14 protein-coding genes and 1 pseudogene are annotated in these 14,232 nt (G+C 62.9%); 11 read left to right on the forward strand and 4 right to left on the reverse strand.

Going from position 1 to position 14,232, the window contains the following annotated elements:
• Nucleotides 1–109 precede the first annotated feature (109 nt).
• A complete protein-coding gene (locus tag TO66_RS33980) occupies nt 110–751 on the reverse strand; it encodes a TetR/AcrR family transcriptional regulator (RefSeq protein ID WP_016487826.1) in 642 nt (213 codons plus the stop codon).
• 101 nt (nt 752–852) lie between these two features.
• Here TO66_RS33980 and TO66_RS16825 point away from each other — a divergent pair, with 101 nt between their 5' ends.
• From TO66_RS16825 to TO66_RS16840, 4 genes are all read left to right on the forward strand, one after another.
• Nucleotides 853–2,256: an efflux transporter outer membrane subunit gene (locus TO66_RS16825; RefSeq protein WP_016487825.1), complete on the forward strand. Its 1,404-nt coding sequence runs from the start codon at nt 853–855 to the stop codon at nt 2,254–2,256.
• 89 nt (nt 2,257–2,345) lie between these two features.
• Nucleotides 2,346–3,251 (forward strand): LysR family transcriptional regulator, encoded by a 906-nt coding sequence (locus tag TO66_RS16830; RefSeq protein ID WP_006378999.1) that lies wholly within the window; start codon nt 2,346–2,348, stop codon nt 3,249–3,251.
• 32 nt (nt 3,252–3,283) lie between these two features.
• The gene (locus TO66_RS16835; RefSeq protein ID WP_016487824.1) at nt 3,284–3,547 is read left to right on the forward strand and encodes an EexN family lipoprotein; all 264 of its coding nucleotides are present in this window, start codon (nt 3,284–3,286) and stop codon (nt 3,545–3,547) included.
• A 58-nt stretch (nt 3,548–3,605) separates the two neighbouring features.
• Nucleotides 3,606–3,923 (forward strand): multidrug efflux SMR transporter, encoded by a 318-nt coding sequence (locus TO66_RS16840; RefSeq protein ID WP_000539741.1) that lies wholly within the window; start codon nt 3,606–3,608, stop codon nt 3,921–3,923.
• A 335-nt stretch (nt 3,924–4,258) separates the two neighbouring features.
• Here TO66_RS16840 and TO66_RS16845 read toward each other — a convergent pair whose 3' ends face one another.
• The 3 genes from TO66_RS16845 to TO66_RS16855 all read right to left on the reverse strand — a co-directional run bounded on the left by TO66_RS16845 (nt 4,259) and on the right by TO66_RS16855 (nt 6,526).
• Complete coding sequence (locus TO66_RS16845; protein ID WP_006378996.1) at nt 4,259–4,765, reverse strand: hypothetical protein; 507 nt, start codon at nt 4,763–4,765, stop codon at nt 4,259–4,261.
• Nucleotides 4,766–4,809: 44 nt separating this feature from the next.
• Entirely contained in the window at nt 4,810–5,340 is a 531-nt protein-coding gene (locus TO66_RS16850; protein ID WP_016487823.1) for a polyketide cyclase, read from the reverse strand.
• Between the two features lie 280 nt (nt 5,341–5,620).
• Complete coding sequence (locus TO66_RS16855; RefSeq protein WP_006378991.1) at nt 5,621–6,526, reverse strand: LysR family transcriptional regulator; 906 nt, start codon at nt 6,524–6,526, stop codon at nt 5,621–5,623.
• Nucleotides 6,527–6,832: 306 nt separating this feature from the next.
• Between TO66_RS16855 and TO66_RS16860 the strand changes: the two genes are divergently transcribed.
• The 7 genes and pseudogenes from TO66_RS16860 (at nt 6,833) to trbJ (ending at nt 14,221) form a co-directional block, all read left to right on the forward strand.
• Nucleotides 6,833–8,830: a conjugal transfer protein TraG gene (locus TO66_RS16860; protein ID WP_016487822.1), complete on the forward strand. Its 1,998-nt coding sequence runs from the start codon at nt 6,833–6,835 to the stop codon at nt 8,828–8,830.
• Nucleotides 8,827–9,303, forward strand: coding sequence for a CopG family transcriptional regulator (locus TO66_RS16865; RefSeq protein WP_006378865.1), 477 nt, complete (start codon nt 8,827–8,829; stop codon nt 9,301–9,303). The genes TO66_RS16860 and TO66_RS16865 overlap by 4 nt, the downstream gene beginning before the upstream one ends.
• Nucleotides 9,300–10,369, forward strand: a pseudogene (gene trbB, locus TO66_RS16870) (P-type conjugative transfer ATPase TrbB). The gene TO66_RS16865 and the pseudogene trbB overlap by 4 nt, the downstream one beginning before the upstream one ends.
• A complete protein-coding gene (locus tag TO66_RS16875) occupies nt 10,366–10,752 on the forward strand; it encodes a TrbC/VirB2 family protein (RefSeq protein ID WP_006378803.1) in 387 nt (128 codons plus the stop codon). Before trbB ends, TO66_RS16875 begins: the two are co-directional and overlap by 4 nt.
• Complete coding sequence (locus TO66_RS16880) at nt 10,749–11,018, forward strand: VirB3 family type IV secretion system protein (RefSeq protein ID WP_006378802.1); 270 nt, start codon at nt 10,749–10,751, stop codon at nt 11,016–11,018. Before TO66_RS16875 ends, TO66_RS16880 begins: the two co-directional genes overlap by 4 nt.
• Before the next feature lie 12 nt (nt 11,019–11,030).
• Complete coding sequence (gene trbE / locus TO66_RS16885) at nt 11,031–13,481, forward strand: conjugal transfer protein TrbE (protein ID WP_006378801.1); 2,451 nt, start codon at nt 11,031–11,033, stop codon at nt 13,479–13,481.
• The gene (gene trbJ, locus TO66_RS16890; RefSeq protein ID WP_006378800.1) at nt 13,478–14,221 is read left to right on the forward strand and encodes a P-type conjugative transfer protein TrbJ; all 744 of its coding nucleotides are present in this window, start codon (nt 13,478–13,480) and stop codon (nt 14,219–14,221) included. Before trbE ends, trbJ begins: the two co-directional genes overlap by 4 nt.
• Nucleotides 14,222–14,232: the final 11 nt, after the last annotated feature.

The following is a 14,232-nucleotide window of genomic DNA, read 5'->3' on the forward strand; positions in this document are numbered from 1 at the left end:
GTGGATTGCGAGTTTCCGCACCCTGAGACCAGGGTCGAAATGAATAGTGTGCAAGCAACCGTCAAGGAGCGCAGTGCGCACGCGGTCATGAAAGCTCTACGGACGCGACTCATGGGTGTCCTTTCGCAGGGATCAGTTCGAGATGGCCCGAGGCGAGATCCTGGAGCGCCCGAAAGAAATGCCGCCGCTCTGCGGGTGCGAGTATCGGCAGACCCAGGAGATCGGCGAACAGGGCGCCATCCAATGCCAGCATGATGAGTGCCGCGGTCTCGGTGCCACGCGGGGATCGACGCACGCGTTCGTACTGCACGCGATACCACTCGCGCAGTGGGTCGAGAAGTGTTGGATCTTCCGCAGCTGCCGCGAGCAGCGCTGCGCCCATCTTCTGCATCTCGTCGTCGGGTATCGCTTCCACCTGGCTCGACAGCCAGGGGTCCGGGTCTCCGGCAAACCTGCGCTCGTGATTGGCTTGTACCGCGTCGAACGCCCGGATCATCTCGTCGATCAGTGTCACGAACAAATCGCGTTTGGTCTTGAAATGATAGAGAAACGCCCCTTTGCTCAACCCGGCCCGCACGACGACGGCGTCCAGCGTCAGACGACTGGCGCCTTCCTCCAGCACCAGTTCGCGAGCGGCCTGCAGGATGCGCTCGCGAGTTAGCTGGGCTCCTTGCTGGAGAACGGGCTGCGCATCGGTGCTGCTATGGGCGGTGGACGGGGGGGGCAACTTTGTTTTCGCGCGAGGCGGCATGGTCGTGCTCCAAAAAAAGCTTGAGTCATATACAGTCCAGACGGTATAGTAGAAGGCGTAAAACAGTCCGTCAAGACTTTTTCGGAATGCAAGGACCTGCCATGTCTCAAATTCTTGAACGCTATCGCCTCATGGCCATGATTTCGCCGCTAATGCTTCTTGCGGCTTGCAGCCATGCTCCGCACTCTGCCGATCCGCCTCGCCTGGATGTACCGGCCCATTTCTCAAATGAAGAGGGAGGTGAAGGCATCCTGGACAAATCATCCCGCCGTACTCTTCCCGTCGACTGGTGGACGGCCTACGGCGATCCACAGCTCAATGTCCTAGTCCGGGCGGCGCTGGAGCGCAACACCGAACTGTCGATTGCGCGCGCGCGCGTCGACGAGGCCTCGGCCGCCACGCGGCGAGCACGGGCCTCCCTGCTCCCCTCGTTGTCCGCGGGCACGCAGGCAACTCGAGGACGCGACTATTCAGAGAACGTTGCGATCGGCAATGATGGCCGCGCCACGTTGTCTGCATCGTGGGAGGCAGACCTGTCGGGGCGGCTTTCGCAGGCAGCAGAAGGTGCGCGCCTGGATGCGGTGGCAGCCGAACAAGCGTGGGTTGCCACGCGTTGGCAGGTCGCGTTTGAAACAGTGTCGGCGGCTGTGCAGCAGCGCCAAGCCAGTGAACTCGAAGCGCTCGCCACGGCGCGGCTGGCATCCGCCGAGCGACTCGTCTTGCTGACACAACGGAAGTTCGAGGCCGGACAAGCTACCGGCTTCGACATCGAGCGAACCCGCTCCGGCGTCGTCGCACTGCGTGTGGAGCAAGAGCAACTTCGGCGTGCGCGCGGCGAGGCGACGCATGCACTTGATGTACTAGCGGGACAAACGCCCGGAGCGTCTGCAGCTTCTCCGACTCTTGCTTCACTCGCCGCCCCCAATTGGACACCGACACGCATACCTGCGGACCTGCTGAGTGAGCGGCCCGACGTGCGCGCCGCCGAAGCGAAGTTCGCAGCCGAAACCGCGCGCTGGAACGCAGCCGAAGGCGAACGCTTCCCTAAGCTGGTGTTGGACCTGAGCGGCGGACGGCAGCGCGTTGAGAGTGCGGGGACGCGCATTACCGGCAACATTTTTTCACTTGGGGCCGGGGTTTCGTTGCCGATCTTCGATGGTGGCGCGATCCGTGCCGGCATCGAGACCGGAGAGGCGCGCAGCCGAGCTGCGCGCGCGGAGTTCGAGCGCACTTTGTTGAGTGCATTGCAGGACGTAGAGAACGCATACCTCGGTTGGCATACGCAGCACGCCGCACTGGAGCATCAGACCGAGGGGGTCGCAGTCGCGGAGCGTCAGCTCGATCGCAGCCGCCGTCTGTTTGAGGCGGGACAAGTGGACGCCACGGTGGTGGCCGAGGCTGAGGCGGGGGTGATGTCAGCGCAGGCTTCGCTGATCCGCACGCGGGCCGAGACAGCCGTGCAATGGGGTGTGCTGGCAAAAGCACTATCCGGCCCACCTGTTTGATCGGGGAAGCTTGCTGGAGCAGCTTGCGAAGGCTAGATAGCGTGGCGCAAGGCGAAGGTGGTGAGGCCTAAGTGAGGAGGAATGCGAACATGGAAATTCGGCATCTGCGCTACTTTCTAGCGGTGGCAGAGGAACTGCACTTTGCCCGAGCCGCAGAGCGCCTCCACATCGAGACATCGCCGCTGTCGCGCGCCATCAAAGAGCTTGAAGAGGAGTTGGGCGTAGCGCTATTTGCGAGAACCACTCGGAGCACCCGCTTGACTCGTGCAGGCAGACTCTTCTTTGAGAGCGTACCCCGTGTCTTCGCAGCTTTGCAGCAGGCGCGCGACAGTGTGAACGCCGCAGCCAATGGCTTTCATTGCCAGCTCCGTATTGCATTGTCTGATGGAATCACGCCATCGCGCCTGCCTGCGTTGTTGGCGCTCTGCCGGCAGGAAGAGCCGGAAGTGGAAGTTCGCTTCTTCGAAGTGCCTTTGTCACAGCAAATCAAGGGATTGTGTGGCGAACTGTACGATCTCGGCTTCGCTCAATCGGATGAAGTCGGCGAAGGCATCATCGCCGTGCCGGTGTGGAGTGACCCTCTGATGGTAGCTGTGCCCGCACGGCACCCCTTGCTATCCCACAAACAGATTCCCCTGGAAGAGCTGTTGCGGTATCCGCTGGTGCTCTGCGACGCGGTGGCGTGTGAGGGCCATGCTCGGCAAGTTGAACGGGTGCTACGTCGCGTGGACATTGAGCCTCTAATTGCCGAACGCGTGACTTCCAGCGATCTAATGATGGTCCTGGTTTCGGCGGGACTTGCACTAGGCCTCACAGGAGGTGCGCATATTACTGCCAGCAGGGAACAGGGTGTGGTCGCACGGCCGCTGACTGGAGGTTCGCCCATGCTCACGACCTATCTGCTACGACCGGCCAGCGAGCCGTCAGAAATACTGACTCGCTTCATGGAACGCGTTCATTCGATCAAATCTCCAGACGCCAAAAGTCGGCGGTAAACCATCACACAATCTCCCAAGGAAACTTAACCATGAAGAAGATTGCTCTCATATTGCTTTCCTCGACACTGGCAGCCTGCAGCCCATCCGGGAAACCAGATAAAGGCAACCTTCCGACGGTCGATGAATTAGCGCTCAATCCTGAGCGGCTGAAAAAGTTGCGCCAGCAATGCAAGTTGGATCGTCCTATGCTGGGCGACCAACTATGTAACCGGGTTGCCGAGGCTACGCGAAAGCGCTTTTACGAAGATGGCGATGTGCCCTACACCACACCTAAAGAGCCGCCGAAGTTCTAAGCTGGTGGTCACGCTGGAGTATGTATGCCGGATATGAAAAACTTGAAGGAGAATTGCAATGGGCTGGATCTATCTTGTTTTGGCTGGATTGTTTGAAATCGGATGGCCGGTCGGGCTGAAAATGGCGCAAGAGCCAACATCGCGTTGGAGTGGGGTCGCAGTAGCCGTCTCTTTCATGACAATTAGCGGCGCCTTCCTATGGCTTGCTCAGCGTCAGATACCGATTGGGACTGCTTATGCGGTGTGGACGGGTATCGGAGCGGCGGGAACGTTCTTAGTCGGAATTCATTTCTATGGCGACCCAACCTCCCTGATGCGATACCTTGGCGTGGCGCTGATCATCCTGGGCGTTATCACGCTCAAGTTATCGAGTTGAGTACTAGCTCCTTTGATAGCGTAGTCACTGGGACACCCTGCGACACAGACTGGATCGGGTTCTGGGAACTCGCACGGTCACCTCCTCCTAGTCGTTATATGTGGTGAGCTTGCCGCAGCCTCGGGAGAGTTCGAGCCAGTGCGCGTAAGGCGGTGGAGCAGCCATTCCGGGTGCTCCACCTTCAGCTCCTGCAAAGGTGGAGAAAGAGTGTGGGTTGGCTAGCATGGCGCGGCCAAGAATCACCAAACCCATCTACCTGCCAGCGATCACGTGCTCGGCCATTCGCGGATCGTCGATGCCCCAACTCACTGCCACAGGTAGCCCAGTCTCGCGGCTCATGCGTTTGGCAAAGGGGCTGACGCGACGGCCGGCAACCAGCGGCTGGCCATTCGCTTCCTTGACATTAACCAGTCCGGCTCGGCCGTGGCAGGCCGCCGCGACCACCCTGCCGTCAGCCCAAGCGCCCGACAGCAGATTGACGAGCGCCCCGCTCCGGGTAAGTCCCACATGGTGCCATGGCCGCCGGGCAGGAACATCACCGCACCCCCTTCCGGGGCGATGCTGTCGATCTTCAGCGAGCCTTCGAGCTTGTCCATCGACACCTTGTCATCGAGGAAGCATTCCACGCTCGGCGGGTTCATGCCTTCGCTCGCTATGGAATGAGGATCCACCGGAATCTCGCCGCCGGCGATTGACGCAATATCCACATTGGCACCTGCATCGACCAAGGCGTAGTACGGGGTGGACTGTTCCTCGAACCACACGCCGGTCAGGCGCGGGTCGTCGCCCATCGTTGCCTGCGAAGTCAAAACCAGCAGAATCTCGAGGGGAGTTCCCATCATGGTTTTCTCAGTTCAGACGCTTGGGATCAAGCGGCCAGCGACCATTACGCCTGCTTGGCTTTGCGCGCTGTCTCGACCAAGCTGTCGAGCCAGTCCTGATGGCCGTTGATCATCGGGTTGGGTTTGGCGTTGTGCAGCTCCTCGGCCGGCTTGCCCTTCTGCGTTTCCTGCGTGAGGATGCGCACGCGCCCGCCGTCCAGGTTCTCGACCAGCCAGGCGTGATGCACATCCAGGCGCGTATCTGTGCCTTCCTCGCCGGACCAGCCGTGCCAGGCCACGCGGCCGGGTTGCCCATCCGCAGGTGCCACGTACTCGTTGCACTGCCCCTCTACCGGGAAGCCGAAGGTCTCGAAATAAAATCGATCGCCGTCGGCCAGTACCGGGCCTTTGCCGCCATGAAAGCGCACGTTAGCCGAGTTGGCGTAGTAGCTTGGCCACAGCGATGGTGTGACGAGTAGCGGCCATACGTCGGCCGCGCTCAAGCCGGCGGCGATGATCTCATTAGAGGCGAAATTCTCAGTAAAGCCCGGCGTGTAGCCTTCGGGCCAGAGGATGGCGTTCTGTTGCTTGCTCATATCGAAGCTCCTTCACAAAATGTCAATGACGCAACAGGGGTGGCTGCGTCATTCAAGTGGTCATAGAGCAATCATGAGCCTCCCTGTGAAATAAGTGAAATCCTAATTTTTTATTTTTGAAATCATATAATTTGATATCAGCGTCTAGGTTCTGCCATCCGCCGACAAGGCTATCTCGCAGCGGTGCTACGAAAGGGTCCGTCTCCAATTGAGCCGGCTGATTGCATATTTGTAGTGCGAGGCAGAGTTGTGCTGAGCATGACGATGAGAGCCATCTTGCCTACTTGTTGTTAGCACAGGAAGTGAACAGCAGTGCTCGTATCCAGCGATGTGCTGGATCGTGATGGGTGCGTTCGTGCCAAGCAGCCGTCTTGGTGAACCCCGGTATCTTCATCGGCGGCAGGGAGATAGCCAGCTTGTCCATACCGGCGACCAAGCGGCTCGGCAAGATCGCGACCATGTCACTGGCACGCAGGATGTCTGGCAAGATCAGAAAGCTCTTGACCGACAGTGTGACGCTTCGTTGTTTGCCCAACTGTTCTAGCGCATCGTCGGTGACGCCGCGGAAACCTCCACCATCGTAGGAAACAAGCGCATGGTCGAGAGCACAGAACTGCTTAACTGTCAGCTTGCGCCCCATAGCCGCTGGATGGTCTTCCCGCAGGACACACACGTAGTGCTCCTTGAATAGCTCTCGGGCATGCAGATTTGGCGGAGTGATCTCTGGCGTCAGGAGGGCTAGATCGATTTGACCGCGCTCAAGCTGGTTCTGTAGCAGTCCGCTCTCGACTGGCACTAATGAGACTCGAACGCGCGGTGCGTGCTGTTTGAGTGCCGATAGAAATGGGACAGCAATGGCACGCAGCGCATAGTCCGTCGCGGCGATGGAGAAGGTCAGTTGTGCGGTGGCCGGGTCGAAAGAAGGTGGCTGGAGCAGCGCGTCGATTTCCGCTAGCACCTGTTTGACAGATATCCCTATGTCTAGCGCCCGCTGCGTCGGAACGATGCCCCGCTGCGCACGCGCGAACAGCGGGTCGCCGAAGCTTTCACGCAGCCGCGCAAGCATGCCGCTCAAGGCCGGTTGGGTTAGTCCAAGACGTGCTGCCGCCCGTGTCACGTTGCGTTCGTCCAACAATACGTCCAGCGCCTTGAGTAAGTTGAGATCCATGCTCTTGATATCTTTCATTCTTATCCAGATTTCAATAAATAATTCTTTCCCATGATATCTAGATTCTGCTCATGAGGGGAGCGAGACCCAGCGAGAATTTTTTTCTGGGCAACCTCTTGGAAACTCCAAATGCGCCATAGGGTGCTTTAGTTTGCGGCGTTTGTCTTCGACTCGCCCCGCCGCTCATTCTTTCTTTTCCCTCGACCGTTGTGCTCAAAACGGTCTTTGACGGGCACCCACGCGGCACCGATCCTCGCTCTATGCGGCACGTTCCTGTGCCGCTTTTGAACGAGGAATCAGTGCAGGGAAATCGGAGGCCAGTCAATGCAAGCTCAGGGCGTACTGTTCGGGCAGATCGCCGCCGTATTCGGCATCGTGATCGCCGGCGTGTGGGGTGCAACGCAATGGACAGCCGCCGCCCTGGGCTATCAACTACGCCTTGGCTCGCCATGGTTCGACTTCTTTGGAACCCCGGTCTATCACCCTTGGCGGCTGTTCGAGTGGTGGTTCTTCTTTGATGCCTACGCGCCGCACGTCTTCGATATCGGCGGGGCCATCGCGGGTGGAAGTGGTCTGGTGGCCGTGGTGGTCGCCATCGCCATGTCGGTGTGGCGCTCGCGGCAAGCGCGCCTTGTCACCACCTACGGTTCGGCACGCTGGGCCGATGCGGAAGACATACGCAAAGCTGGGCTGATCCAGCCCGACGGGGTTTTCCTCGGGCTGCATCGCGGCCAGTACCTCCGCCATGAAGGCCCGGAACACGTCCTGACCTTCGCACCAACGCGCTCGGGCAAGGGTGTGGGCCTGGTCGTTCCCACCTTGTTGAGTTGGCCCGCATCCGTCGTCGTTCACGACATCAAAGGCGAGAACTGGACGCTCACCGCAGGCTGGCGTTCGCGGTTTAGCCACTGCCTCCTGTTCAACCCCACGGATGCGCAGTCGGCAGCCTACAACCCGCTGCTGGAAGTGAGGCGCGGCGCGCACGAAGTGCGCGACGTGCAGAACGTGGCCGACATTCTTGTCGATCCCGATGGCGCACTCGAACGCCGGAACCATTGGGAAAAGACCAGTCACGCGCTGTTGGTCGGCGCCATCCTGCATGTGCTGTACGCAGGCGAGGACAAGACGCTGCGCGGCGTCGCCAACTTCCTCAGCGACCCGGCGTGTCCGTTCGAGCTGACGCTGCACCGGATGATGACGACGAAGCACCTGGGCGATGCGCCTCACCCGGTTGTCGCATCCGCTGCCCGCGAAGTGCTTAACAAGTCGGACAACGAGCGATCGGGCGTGCTCTCCACCGCCATGTCGTTTCTCGGCCTGTACCGCGACCCGACCGTGGCCGAAGTCACATCGCGCTGCGATTGGCGCATCGCCGACCTGATTTCCGCCGAGCACCCGGTATCGCTCTATCTGGTGGTGCCGCCCTCCGACATAAGCCGCACCAAGCCGCTGATCCGGCTCATCTTGAACCAGATCGGGCGGCGGCTGACCGAATCGCTCGACGGCAGCGATGGCATCGCGCGCCGGCACAAGCTGCTGCTGATGCTGGACGAGTTTCCGGCGCTGGGCCGCCTCGATTTTTTCGAGTCCGCGCTTGCCTTCATGGCCGGGTACGGCATCCGCAGCTTTCTCATCGCTCAAAGCCTGAACCAGATCGACAAGGCGTATGGGCAGAACCATTCCATCCTCGACAACTGCCATGTCCGGGTGACTTTCGCCACCAACGACGAAAGGACGGCGAAAAGGATTTCAGAAACCCTCGGCACCGCCACCGAGCTTCGCGCGCAGCGCAACTACGCCGGCCACCGGCTCGCTCCGTGGCTGGGGCACCTGATGGTGTCGCGTCAGGAAACTGCACGGCCGCTGTTGACGCCCGGCGAGGTGATGCAGCTTCCACCTGATGACGCCGTGGTCATGGTGTCCAGCGTCGCCCCGATCCGCGCGAAGAAGCTGCGCTACTACGCCGACGCCAATTTCAAGAATCGCGTCCTGCCACCGCCCGCGCTCGTAGCCGGGAGGTACGCCGACGCGCCGCCAGCCCGCCCCGACGACTGGAGCGGCTTGGCGATCCCGGCCGTACCTGCGGCGCCGGCCTCGGCATCCGCCGATGGCCTGGGCGGCACCGATGACGGCGGCCCACGCCGCCAGCCCGAACTCTCCGAAACCGTCGCCTACGACCCCGAGCCGGACGCACATGCGAACGACCTGGCGCTGCTCGATGACGACGACCTGGCGCTGCCGCTTCCCGGCCAGCTCGACCCGGCCATGCAGCGCACGGCCCGGCTGGCTTCCCTCGACCCCAACGACGGAATCGACCTATGAGCCAATACCGCCTCAATCTTTTCATCCAGCCCGAGCACGCCCAGCGCCTGGACGAACTGGCCGCCAAGAAAGGCGTGTCCAAGTCGTCCATCGTCGCAGCGGCCTTGGCGTCCTGGCTGTCGCCCGATGCTGGCGACCAGCGCGAGGCCGCCATTGCCAAGCGGTTGGATCGACTGTCGCGGCAGACCGAACGCCTGGAGCGCGACCAGAACATCCAGATCGAAACGCTGGCGCTGTTCATCCGCTACTTCCTGACCGTCAGCACGCCGGTGCCCGAAGCCCATCAGGATGCGGCACGCGCCCAGGGCAAGGTGCGCTTCGAGCAGTTCGTCGAACAGTTGGGTCGCCACCTTCTGCGTGGCCGCAGTCTGGTGCGCGACGTGGTGGAGGAACTGCACCCCGATCCGATGCAGATGGATGACGCAGCAGCGATGGCCTCCGCCCATGAACGAACTGCGGAGCGTGCGTCATGAGTGCCGTTCCACAGATCCAGCCCGAACCTCGCTCATCCGCAGCAGCGTCCCAGGATCGCCGCATCCAGATGCTGCGCACTGCAATGGGGCCGCTGATCGCCGCTGCGCTCGAAGACCCGGATGTGGTGGAAATCATGCTCAACCCCGATCGCACCCTGTGGGTGGATCGGCTGTCGTCGGGTCGCTCGCCGCTGGGCGTGGAGATGCCCGAGGCCGATGGTGAACGCATCATCCGCCTGGTCGCCGCGCATGTCGGCGCGGAGGTGCATCGCGGCCAGCCGCTCTTGACCGCCGAGTTGCCGGAAACCGGCGAGCGTTTCGAGGGCATCCTGCCTCCGGCCGCCCCGGGGCCAGCCTTCGCGCTACGCAAGCGGGCCGTGAGCATCATCGGCCTGGATCGCTACGTGGCCGACGGCATCCTGACCGCCGGGCAGGCCGAGTTCCTGCGCCGCGCCGTGCGCGAGCGGCAGAACATCCTAATCGCCGGCGGCACCAGCACCGGCAAGACCACGCTGGCGAACGCGCTGCTGGCCGAGATCGCCGCCACAGGCGACCGCGTGCTGGTGCTCGAAGACACCATCGAGCTGCAATGCGCGGCCCGCGACCATGTGCCGCTGCGCACCCGCGCCGGCGTCGTCACCATGACCGAGCTGGTGCGGGCCACGATGCGCCTGCGGCCTGACCGCGTGATCGTCGGCGAGGTGCGCGGCGGCGAAGCCCTCGACCTCATCAAAGTGTGGGGCACCGGCCACCCCGGCGGCATTGCGACCATCCATGCCGGCTCCGCGCTGGGCGCGTTGCTGCGCCTCGAACAGTTGATTCTCGAAGTCGCTGTGAATCCGCCGCGGGCGCTGATCGCCGAGGCGGTCAACGTCGTCATCAACATCGCCGGACGCGGCCGCAAGCGCCACGTCGAAACCATCGCCCGTGTCGTCGGCTTCGACGGCACCGGCTATCGCCTGGCGGACGCACTGGAAACGCCGTTTCCCGAGCTGACGCCGGTTCCTCTCGCAGCCGACGCCGCTGCACATTCCCGTCCCCCAACCAACTTGGAGAACTGCCATGACGCACGTTGATTCTTTCCGCTTTTCCGTAAATCCGCTTCCTCGCCTGTCCGGCCTGGCGCGGCTGCGCAGCCTCACCCGCCCTGCGAGGCAGGGGCTGCTGCTGGCCGCGCTGCTGCTGTTGCTGGCCGGAACGGCGCAAGCCGCCGGTTCCTCGATGCCGTGGGAGGGGCCCTTGCAGTCGATTCTGGAGTCGATCCAGGGGCCGGTGGCACGCATCGTCGCGGTCATCATCATCATCGCCACGGGCCTGGCGCTGGCCTTCGGCGACACCAGCGGCGGCTTTCGCAAGCTGATCCAGATCGTGTTCGGGTTGAGCATCGCGTTCGCCGCTTCCTCGTTCTTCCTGTCGTTCTTCTCGTTCTCCGGCGGGGCCGTCGTATGAGTACGGCCAGCGACCTTCCAGGCTTCGAGGTGCCGCTGCATCGCTCGCTGACCGAGCCAATCCTGCTGGGCGGCGCGCCGCGCACCGTGGCAATTGCCAACGGCACGCTGGCCGCCGCCGTCGGGCTGGGCCTGCAACTGTGGATTCCCGGCGTGGTGCTCTGGATCGTCGGCCACTCGCTGGCCGTATGGGGTGCGCGCGTCGATCCGCAGTTCATGCAGGTCTTCGCGCGGCATATCAAACACCGCCCGCTTCTGGACGTGTGAGGGGAGGACGCCATGCTGAACCTTGCCGAATATCGTCAGCGCCCGGCCTTGCTTGCCGACTGGCTGCCCTGGGCCGGGCTGGTCGCGCCGGGCGTTGTGCTGAACAAAGATGGTTCGTTTCAACGCACGTTCCAGTTTCGCGGCCCCGACTTGGACAGTGCGACACAGGGCGAGCTGATTGCCACGTCGGCGCGGCAGAACAACGCGCTTCGCCGTACCGGGTCTGGCTGGGCCTTCTATATCGAGGCCGAGCGGATGCGGGCATCGAGCTATCCGCAATCCTCCTTTCCCGAACCACTGTCCTGGCTGGTGGATGAGGAGCGACGCGCGGCGTTCGAGGAGTCGGATGGCCATTTCGAGAGCGTCTATCACTTCACGTTGCAACACCTACCGCCGCAAGAGTCTCGCGCCCGTGCGGCTGGGATGCTGTACGAGAACCGGCCCACTGAGGGTGTGGACTGGCGTGGTCGGCTTGATTCCTTCGTGGCAGAGACCGATCGCGTGTTCGACCTGCTCGATGGTGTGATGCCGGAGATTGCCTGGCTGGACGATAGCCAGACGCTGACCTACCTGCATGCCACAGTCTCCACCCGGCGCTATCGCGTCGGCGTGCCCGACGTGCCGTTCCATATCGACGCACTGCTTGCCGATGCCGCGCTGGTCGGCGGCCTGGCGCCCATGCTGGGCGATCAGCACCTGCGCGTGGTGTCGGTACGAGGCTTCCCGACCTCGACCTGGCCGGGGATCTTGGACGACCTCAACCGCCTGGGCTTTGCGTATCGCTGGAGTACGCGCTTCCTGTGCCTGGACAAAGCCGAGGCGGAACGGGAATTGGGGCGCTTGCGGCGCCAATGGTTCGCCAAGCGCAAGAACGTCATCGCGCTGCTGCGCGAAACGATCTTTCAGCAGGAAAGCCCGCTGGTCGATACCGATGCCAGCAACAAGGCCGCCGACGCCGATGCCGCCTTGCAGGAGCTGGGCAGCGATCAAGTCGCCTTCGGCTACCTCACCGCCACGGTGACGGTGCTCGACGCCGACCCGGCCGTGGCCGACGAGAAGCTGCGCATGGTGGAGCGCGTCATCCAGGGCCGGGGTTTCGTGACCATCCCCGAAACCCTCAACGCAGTCGATGCCTGGCTGTCGTCCGTCCCCGGCAACGCATACGCGAACGTGCGTCAGCCCATCGTTTCGACGCTGAACCTGGCGCACATGATGCCGATGTCAGCGGTATGGGCTGGGCCGGAGAAGAACGAACACCTCGATGGCCCGCCGCTGATCGTCACCCGCACCGATGGCGCGACGCCGTTCCGGCTGGTGACGCACATCGGCGACGTGGGGCACACCCTTGTCGCCGGGCCGACCGGCATGGGCAAGTCGGTGCTGCTCGCCATCTTGGCCATGCAGTTCCGGCGCTACTTCGGCTCGCGGATCTTCGCCTTCGACATGGGCCGCTCGATGCGCGCCACCATCTTCGGCCTTGGCGGTGAGCACTATGACCTCGGCGCCGATGGCGGCATCGCCTTCCAGCCACTCGCGCGAATTGCCCACGAGGGCTACCGCACCTGGGCCGCCGAATGGGTGGAGGGCCGGCTGCTGCACGAAGGCGTGACGGTCGGCCCGGACGAGAAGGCTGCCATCTGGTCGGCGCTGAGAAGCCTTGCCGGTGCGCCGGTGGAGCAGCGCACCATGACCGGCTTGTCGGTGTTATTGCAGTTTAACGCGCTGCGCCAAGCGCTCGCGCCCTATGTGCTGGGCGGCGCACACGGCAAGCTGCTGGACGCTGACCACGACCGGCTGGGCATGGCCGACGTGCAGGGCTTCGAGATGGAAGAACTGATGCACAGCCCGGCCGCCGTGCAAGCGGTGCTGCGCTACCTGTTCGCCCGCTTCGACGAACGTTTCGACGGCGCGCCCACGCTGTTGATCCTCGATGAAGCGTGGCTGTTCCTCAATGAGCCGTCCTTCGCGGCCCGCATCCGGCAATGGCTCAAGACGCTCAGAAAAAAGAACGTCAGCGTCATCTTCGCCACGCAGTCGCTGGCCGACATCAAGGACTCGACCATCGCGCCAGCCATCATCGAAAGCTGCGCGAGCAGGATCTTCTTACCTAACCCGCAGGCCACCGAGCCGCAGATTCGCACGATCTACGAAGGCTTCGGCTTGAGCAGCCGCCAGATTGAGATCGTGGCGACCGCCCAGCCCAAGCGCGATTACTACTACCAGTCGCGCCTCGGCAATCGCCTGTTCGACCTCGACCTGGGGCCTGTCGCGCTCGCATTCGCGAGCGCATCCACCCCTCAAGACCAACGCGACATTGACCGCGTGCTGACGCAGGCCGGCGCTCCCGGCTTCGCCGGCGCGTGGCTGCGCCATCGCGGCCTCGGCTGGGCCGCCGACCTGCTGCCGTCCGCTCCGGCGGCAGCTTCCTTTCTCGCTTCTCAACCGCTGGAGGTTTCGCCATGATGACCAAGCCCCGTTTGCTCTCTGTCTCACTCGCTGCTGTGCTGTCGGTATCGCTGTTGGCCGTGCAGCCCGCATCCGCGCTGACGGTGTTCGACCCGTCCAACTTCGTGCAGAACACGCTGACCGCCGTGCGCACGCTGGAACAGATCAACAACCAGATCAACCAGCTCCAGAACGAGGCGCAGATGTTGATGAACCAGGCCAGGAACCTGGCAAATCTCGACTTCAACATCGTCAACCGCCTGCGCTCGACGCTCGCCACCACCGAGCGCCTGATCGCCGAGGCGCGCGGCTTGGCCTACGACGTGCAGAGCATGGATGCCACGTTCGCCCGCCTGTACCCGGAACAGTACGCCTCCACCATCAGCGGCGACCGCATGGCACAGGATGCCCGCGAACGCTGGCAGAACACCTTGAACGGCCTGCACACCGCGATGCGGATGCAGGCGCAGGTGTCGCAGAACCTCGCCCAAGACGAAAGCGCGCTGGCCGACCTCGTGAGCCAGAGCCAGTCGGCCACCGGCGCGCTGCAAGCGATGCAGGCGACGAACCAGCTCCTGGCTTTGCAGGCCAAGCAGTCGATCCAGGCGCAGCAGCTCCAGATCACGCAAGACCGGGCCGCTTCGCTGGAACTGGCGCGGCAAGCGGCGGCTATGGAGCGCGCCCGCGAAGTGCGGCGGCGCTTCCTCGGCACCGGCACGCCGTACACGCCGCAGTCCGTCAACTTCTACAACAACTGACCGGAGGCGGC

It is taken from the genome of Pseudomonas sp. MRSN 12121 (assembly GCF_000931465.1).
In the GTDB taxonomy this organism is placed as follows: Bacteria; Pseudomonadota; Gammaproteobacteria; order Pseudomonadales; family Pseudomonadaceae; genus Aquipseudomonas.

Excerpts from the sequence above, each read along its gene's own strand:
- TO66_RS16840 (WP_000539741.1), top strand. The coding sequence starts at position 3,606 with ATGGGCTGGATCTATCTTGTTTTGGCTGGATTGTTTGAAATCGGATGG.
- TO66_RS16825 (WP_016487825.1), top strand. The coding sequence starts at position 853 with ATGTCTCAAATTCTTGAACGCTATCGCCTCATGGCCATGATTTCGCCG.
- TO66_RS16875 (WP_006378803.1), top strand. The coding sequence starts at position 10,366 with ATGACGCACGTTGATTCTTTCCGCTTTTCCGTAAATCCGCTTCCTCGC.
- TO66_RS16860 (WP_016487822.1), top strand. The coding sequence starts at position 6,833 with ATGCAAGCTCAGGGCGTACTGTTCGGGCAGATCGCCGCCGTATTCGGC.
- TO66_RS16835 (WP_016487824.1), top strand. The coding sequence starts at position 3,284 with ATGAAGAAGATTGCTCTCATATTGCTTTCCTCGACACTGGCAGCCTGC.
- TO66_RS16830 (WP_006378999.1), top strand. The coding sequence starts at position 2,346 with ATGGAAATTCGGCATCTGCGCTACTTTCTAGCGGTGGCAGAGGAACTG.
- TO66_RS33980 (WP_016487826.1), bottom strand. The coding sequence starts at position 751 with ATGCCGCCTCGCGCGAAAACAAAGTTGCCCCCCCCGTCCACCGCCCAT.
- TO66_RS16865 (WP_006378865.1), top strand. The coding sequence starts at position 8,827 with ATGAGCCAATACCGCCTCAATCTTTTCATCCAGCCCGAGCACGCCCAG.
- TO66_RS16845 (WP_006378996.1), bottom strand. The coding sequence starts at position 4,765 with ATGATGGGAACTCCCCTCGAGATTCTGCTGGTTTTGACTTCGCAGGCA.
- trbE (WP_006378801.1), top strand. The coding sequence starts at position 11,031 with ATGCTGAACCTTGCCGAATATCGTCAGCGCCCGGCCTTGCTTGCCGAC.
- TO66_RS16855 (WP_006378991.1), bottom strand. The coding sequence starts at position 6,526 with ATGAAAGATATCAAGAGCATGGATCTCAACTTACTCAAGGCGCTGGAC.
- TO66_RS16850 (WP_016487823.1), bottom strand. The coding sequence starts at position 5,340 with ATGAGCAAGCAACAGAACGCCATCCTCTGGCCCGAAGGCTACACGCCG.
- TO66_RS16880 (WP_006378802.1), top strand. The coding sequence starts at position 10,749 with ATGAGTACGGCCAGCGACCTTCCAGGCTTCGAGGTGCCGCTGCATCGC.
- trbJ (WP_006378800.1), top strand. The coding sequence starts at position 13,478 with ATGATGACCAAGCCCCGTTTGCTCTCTGTCTCACTCGCTGCTGTGCTG.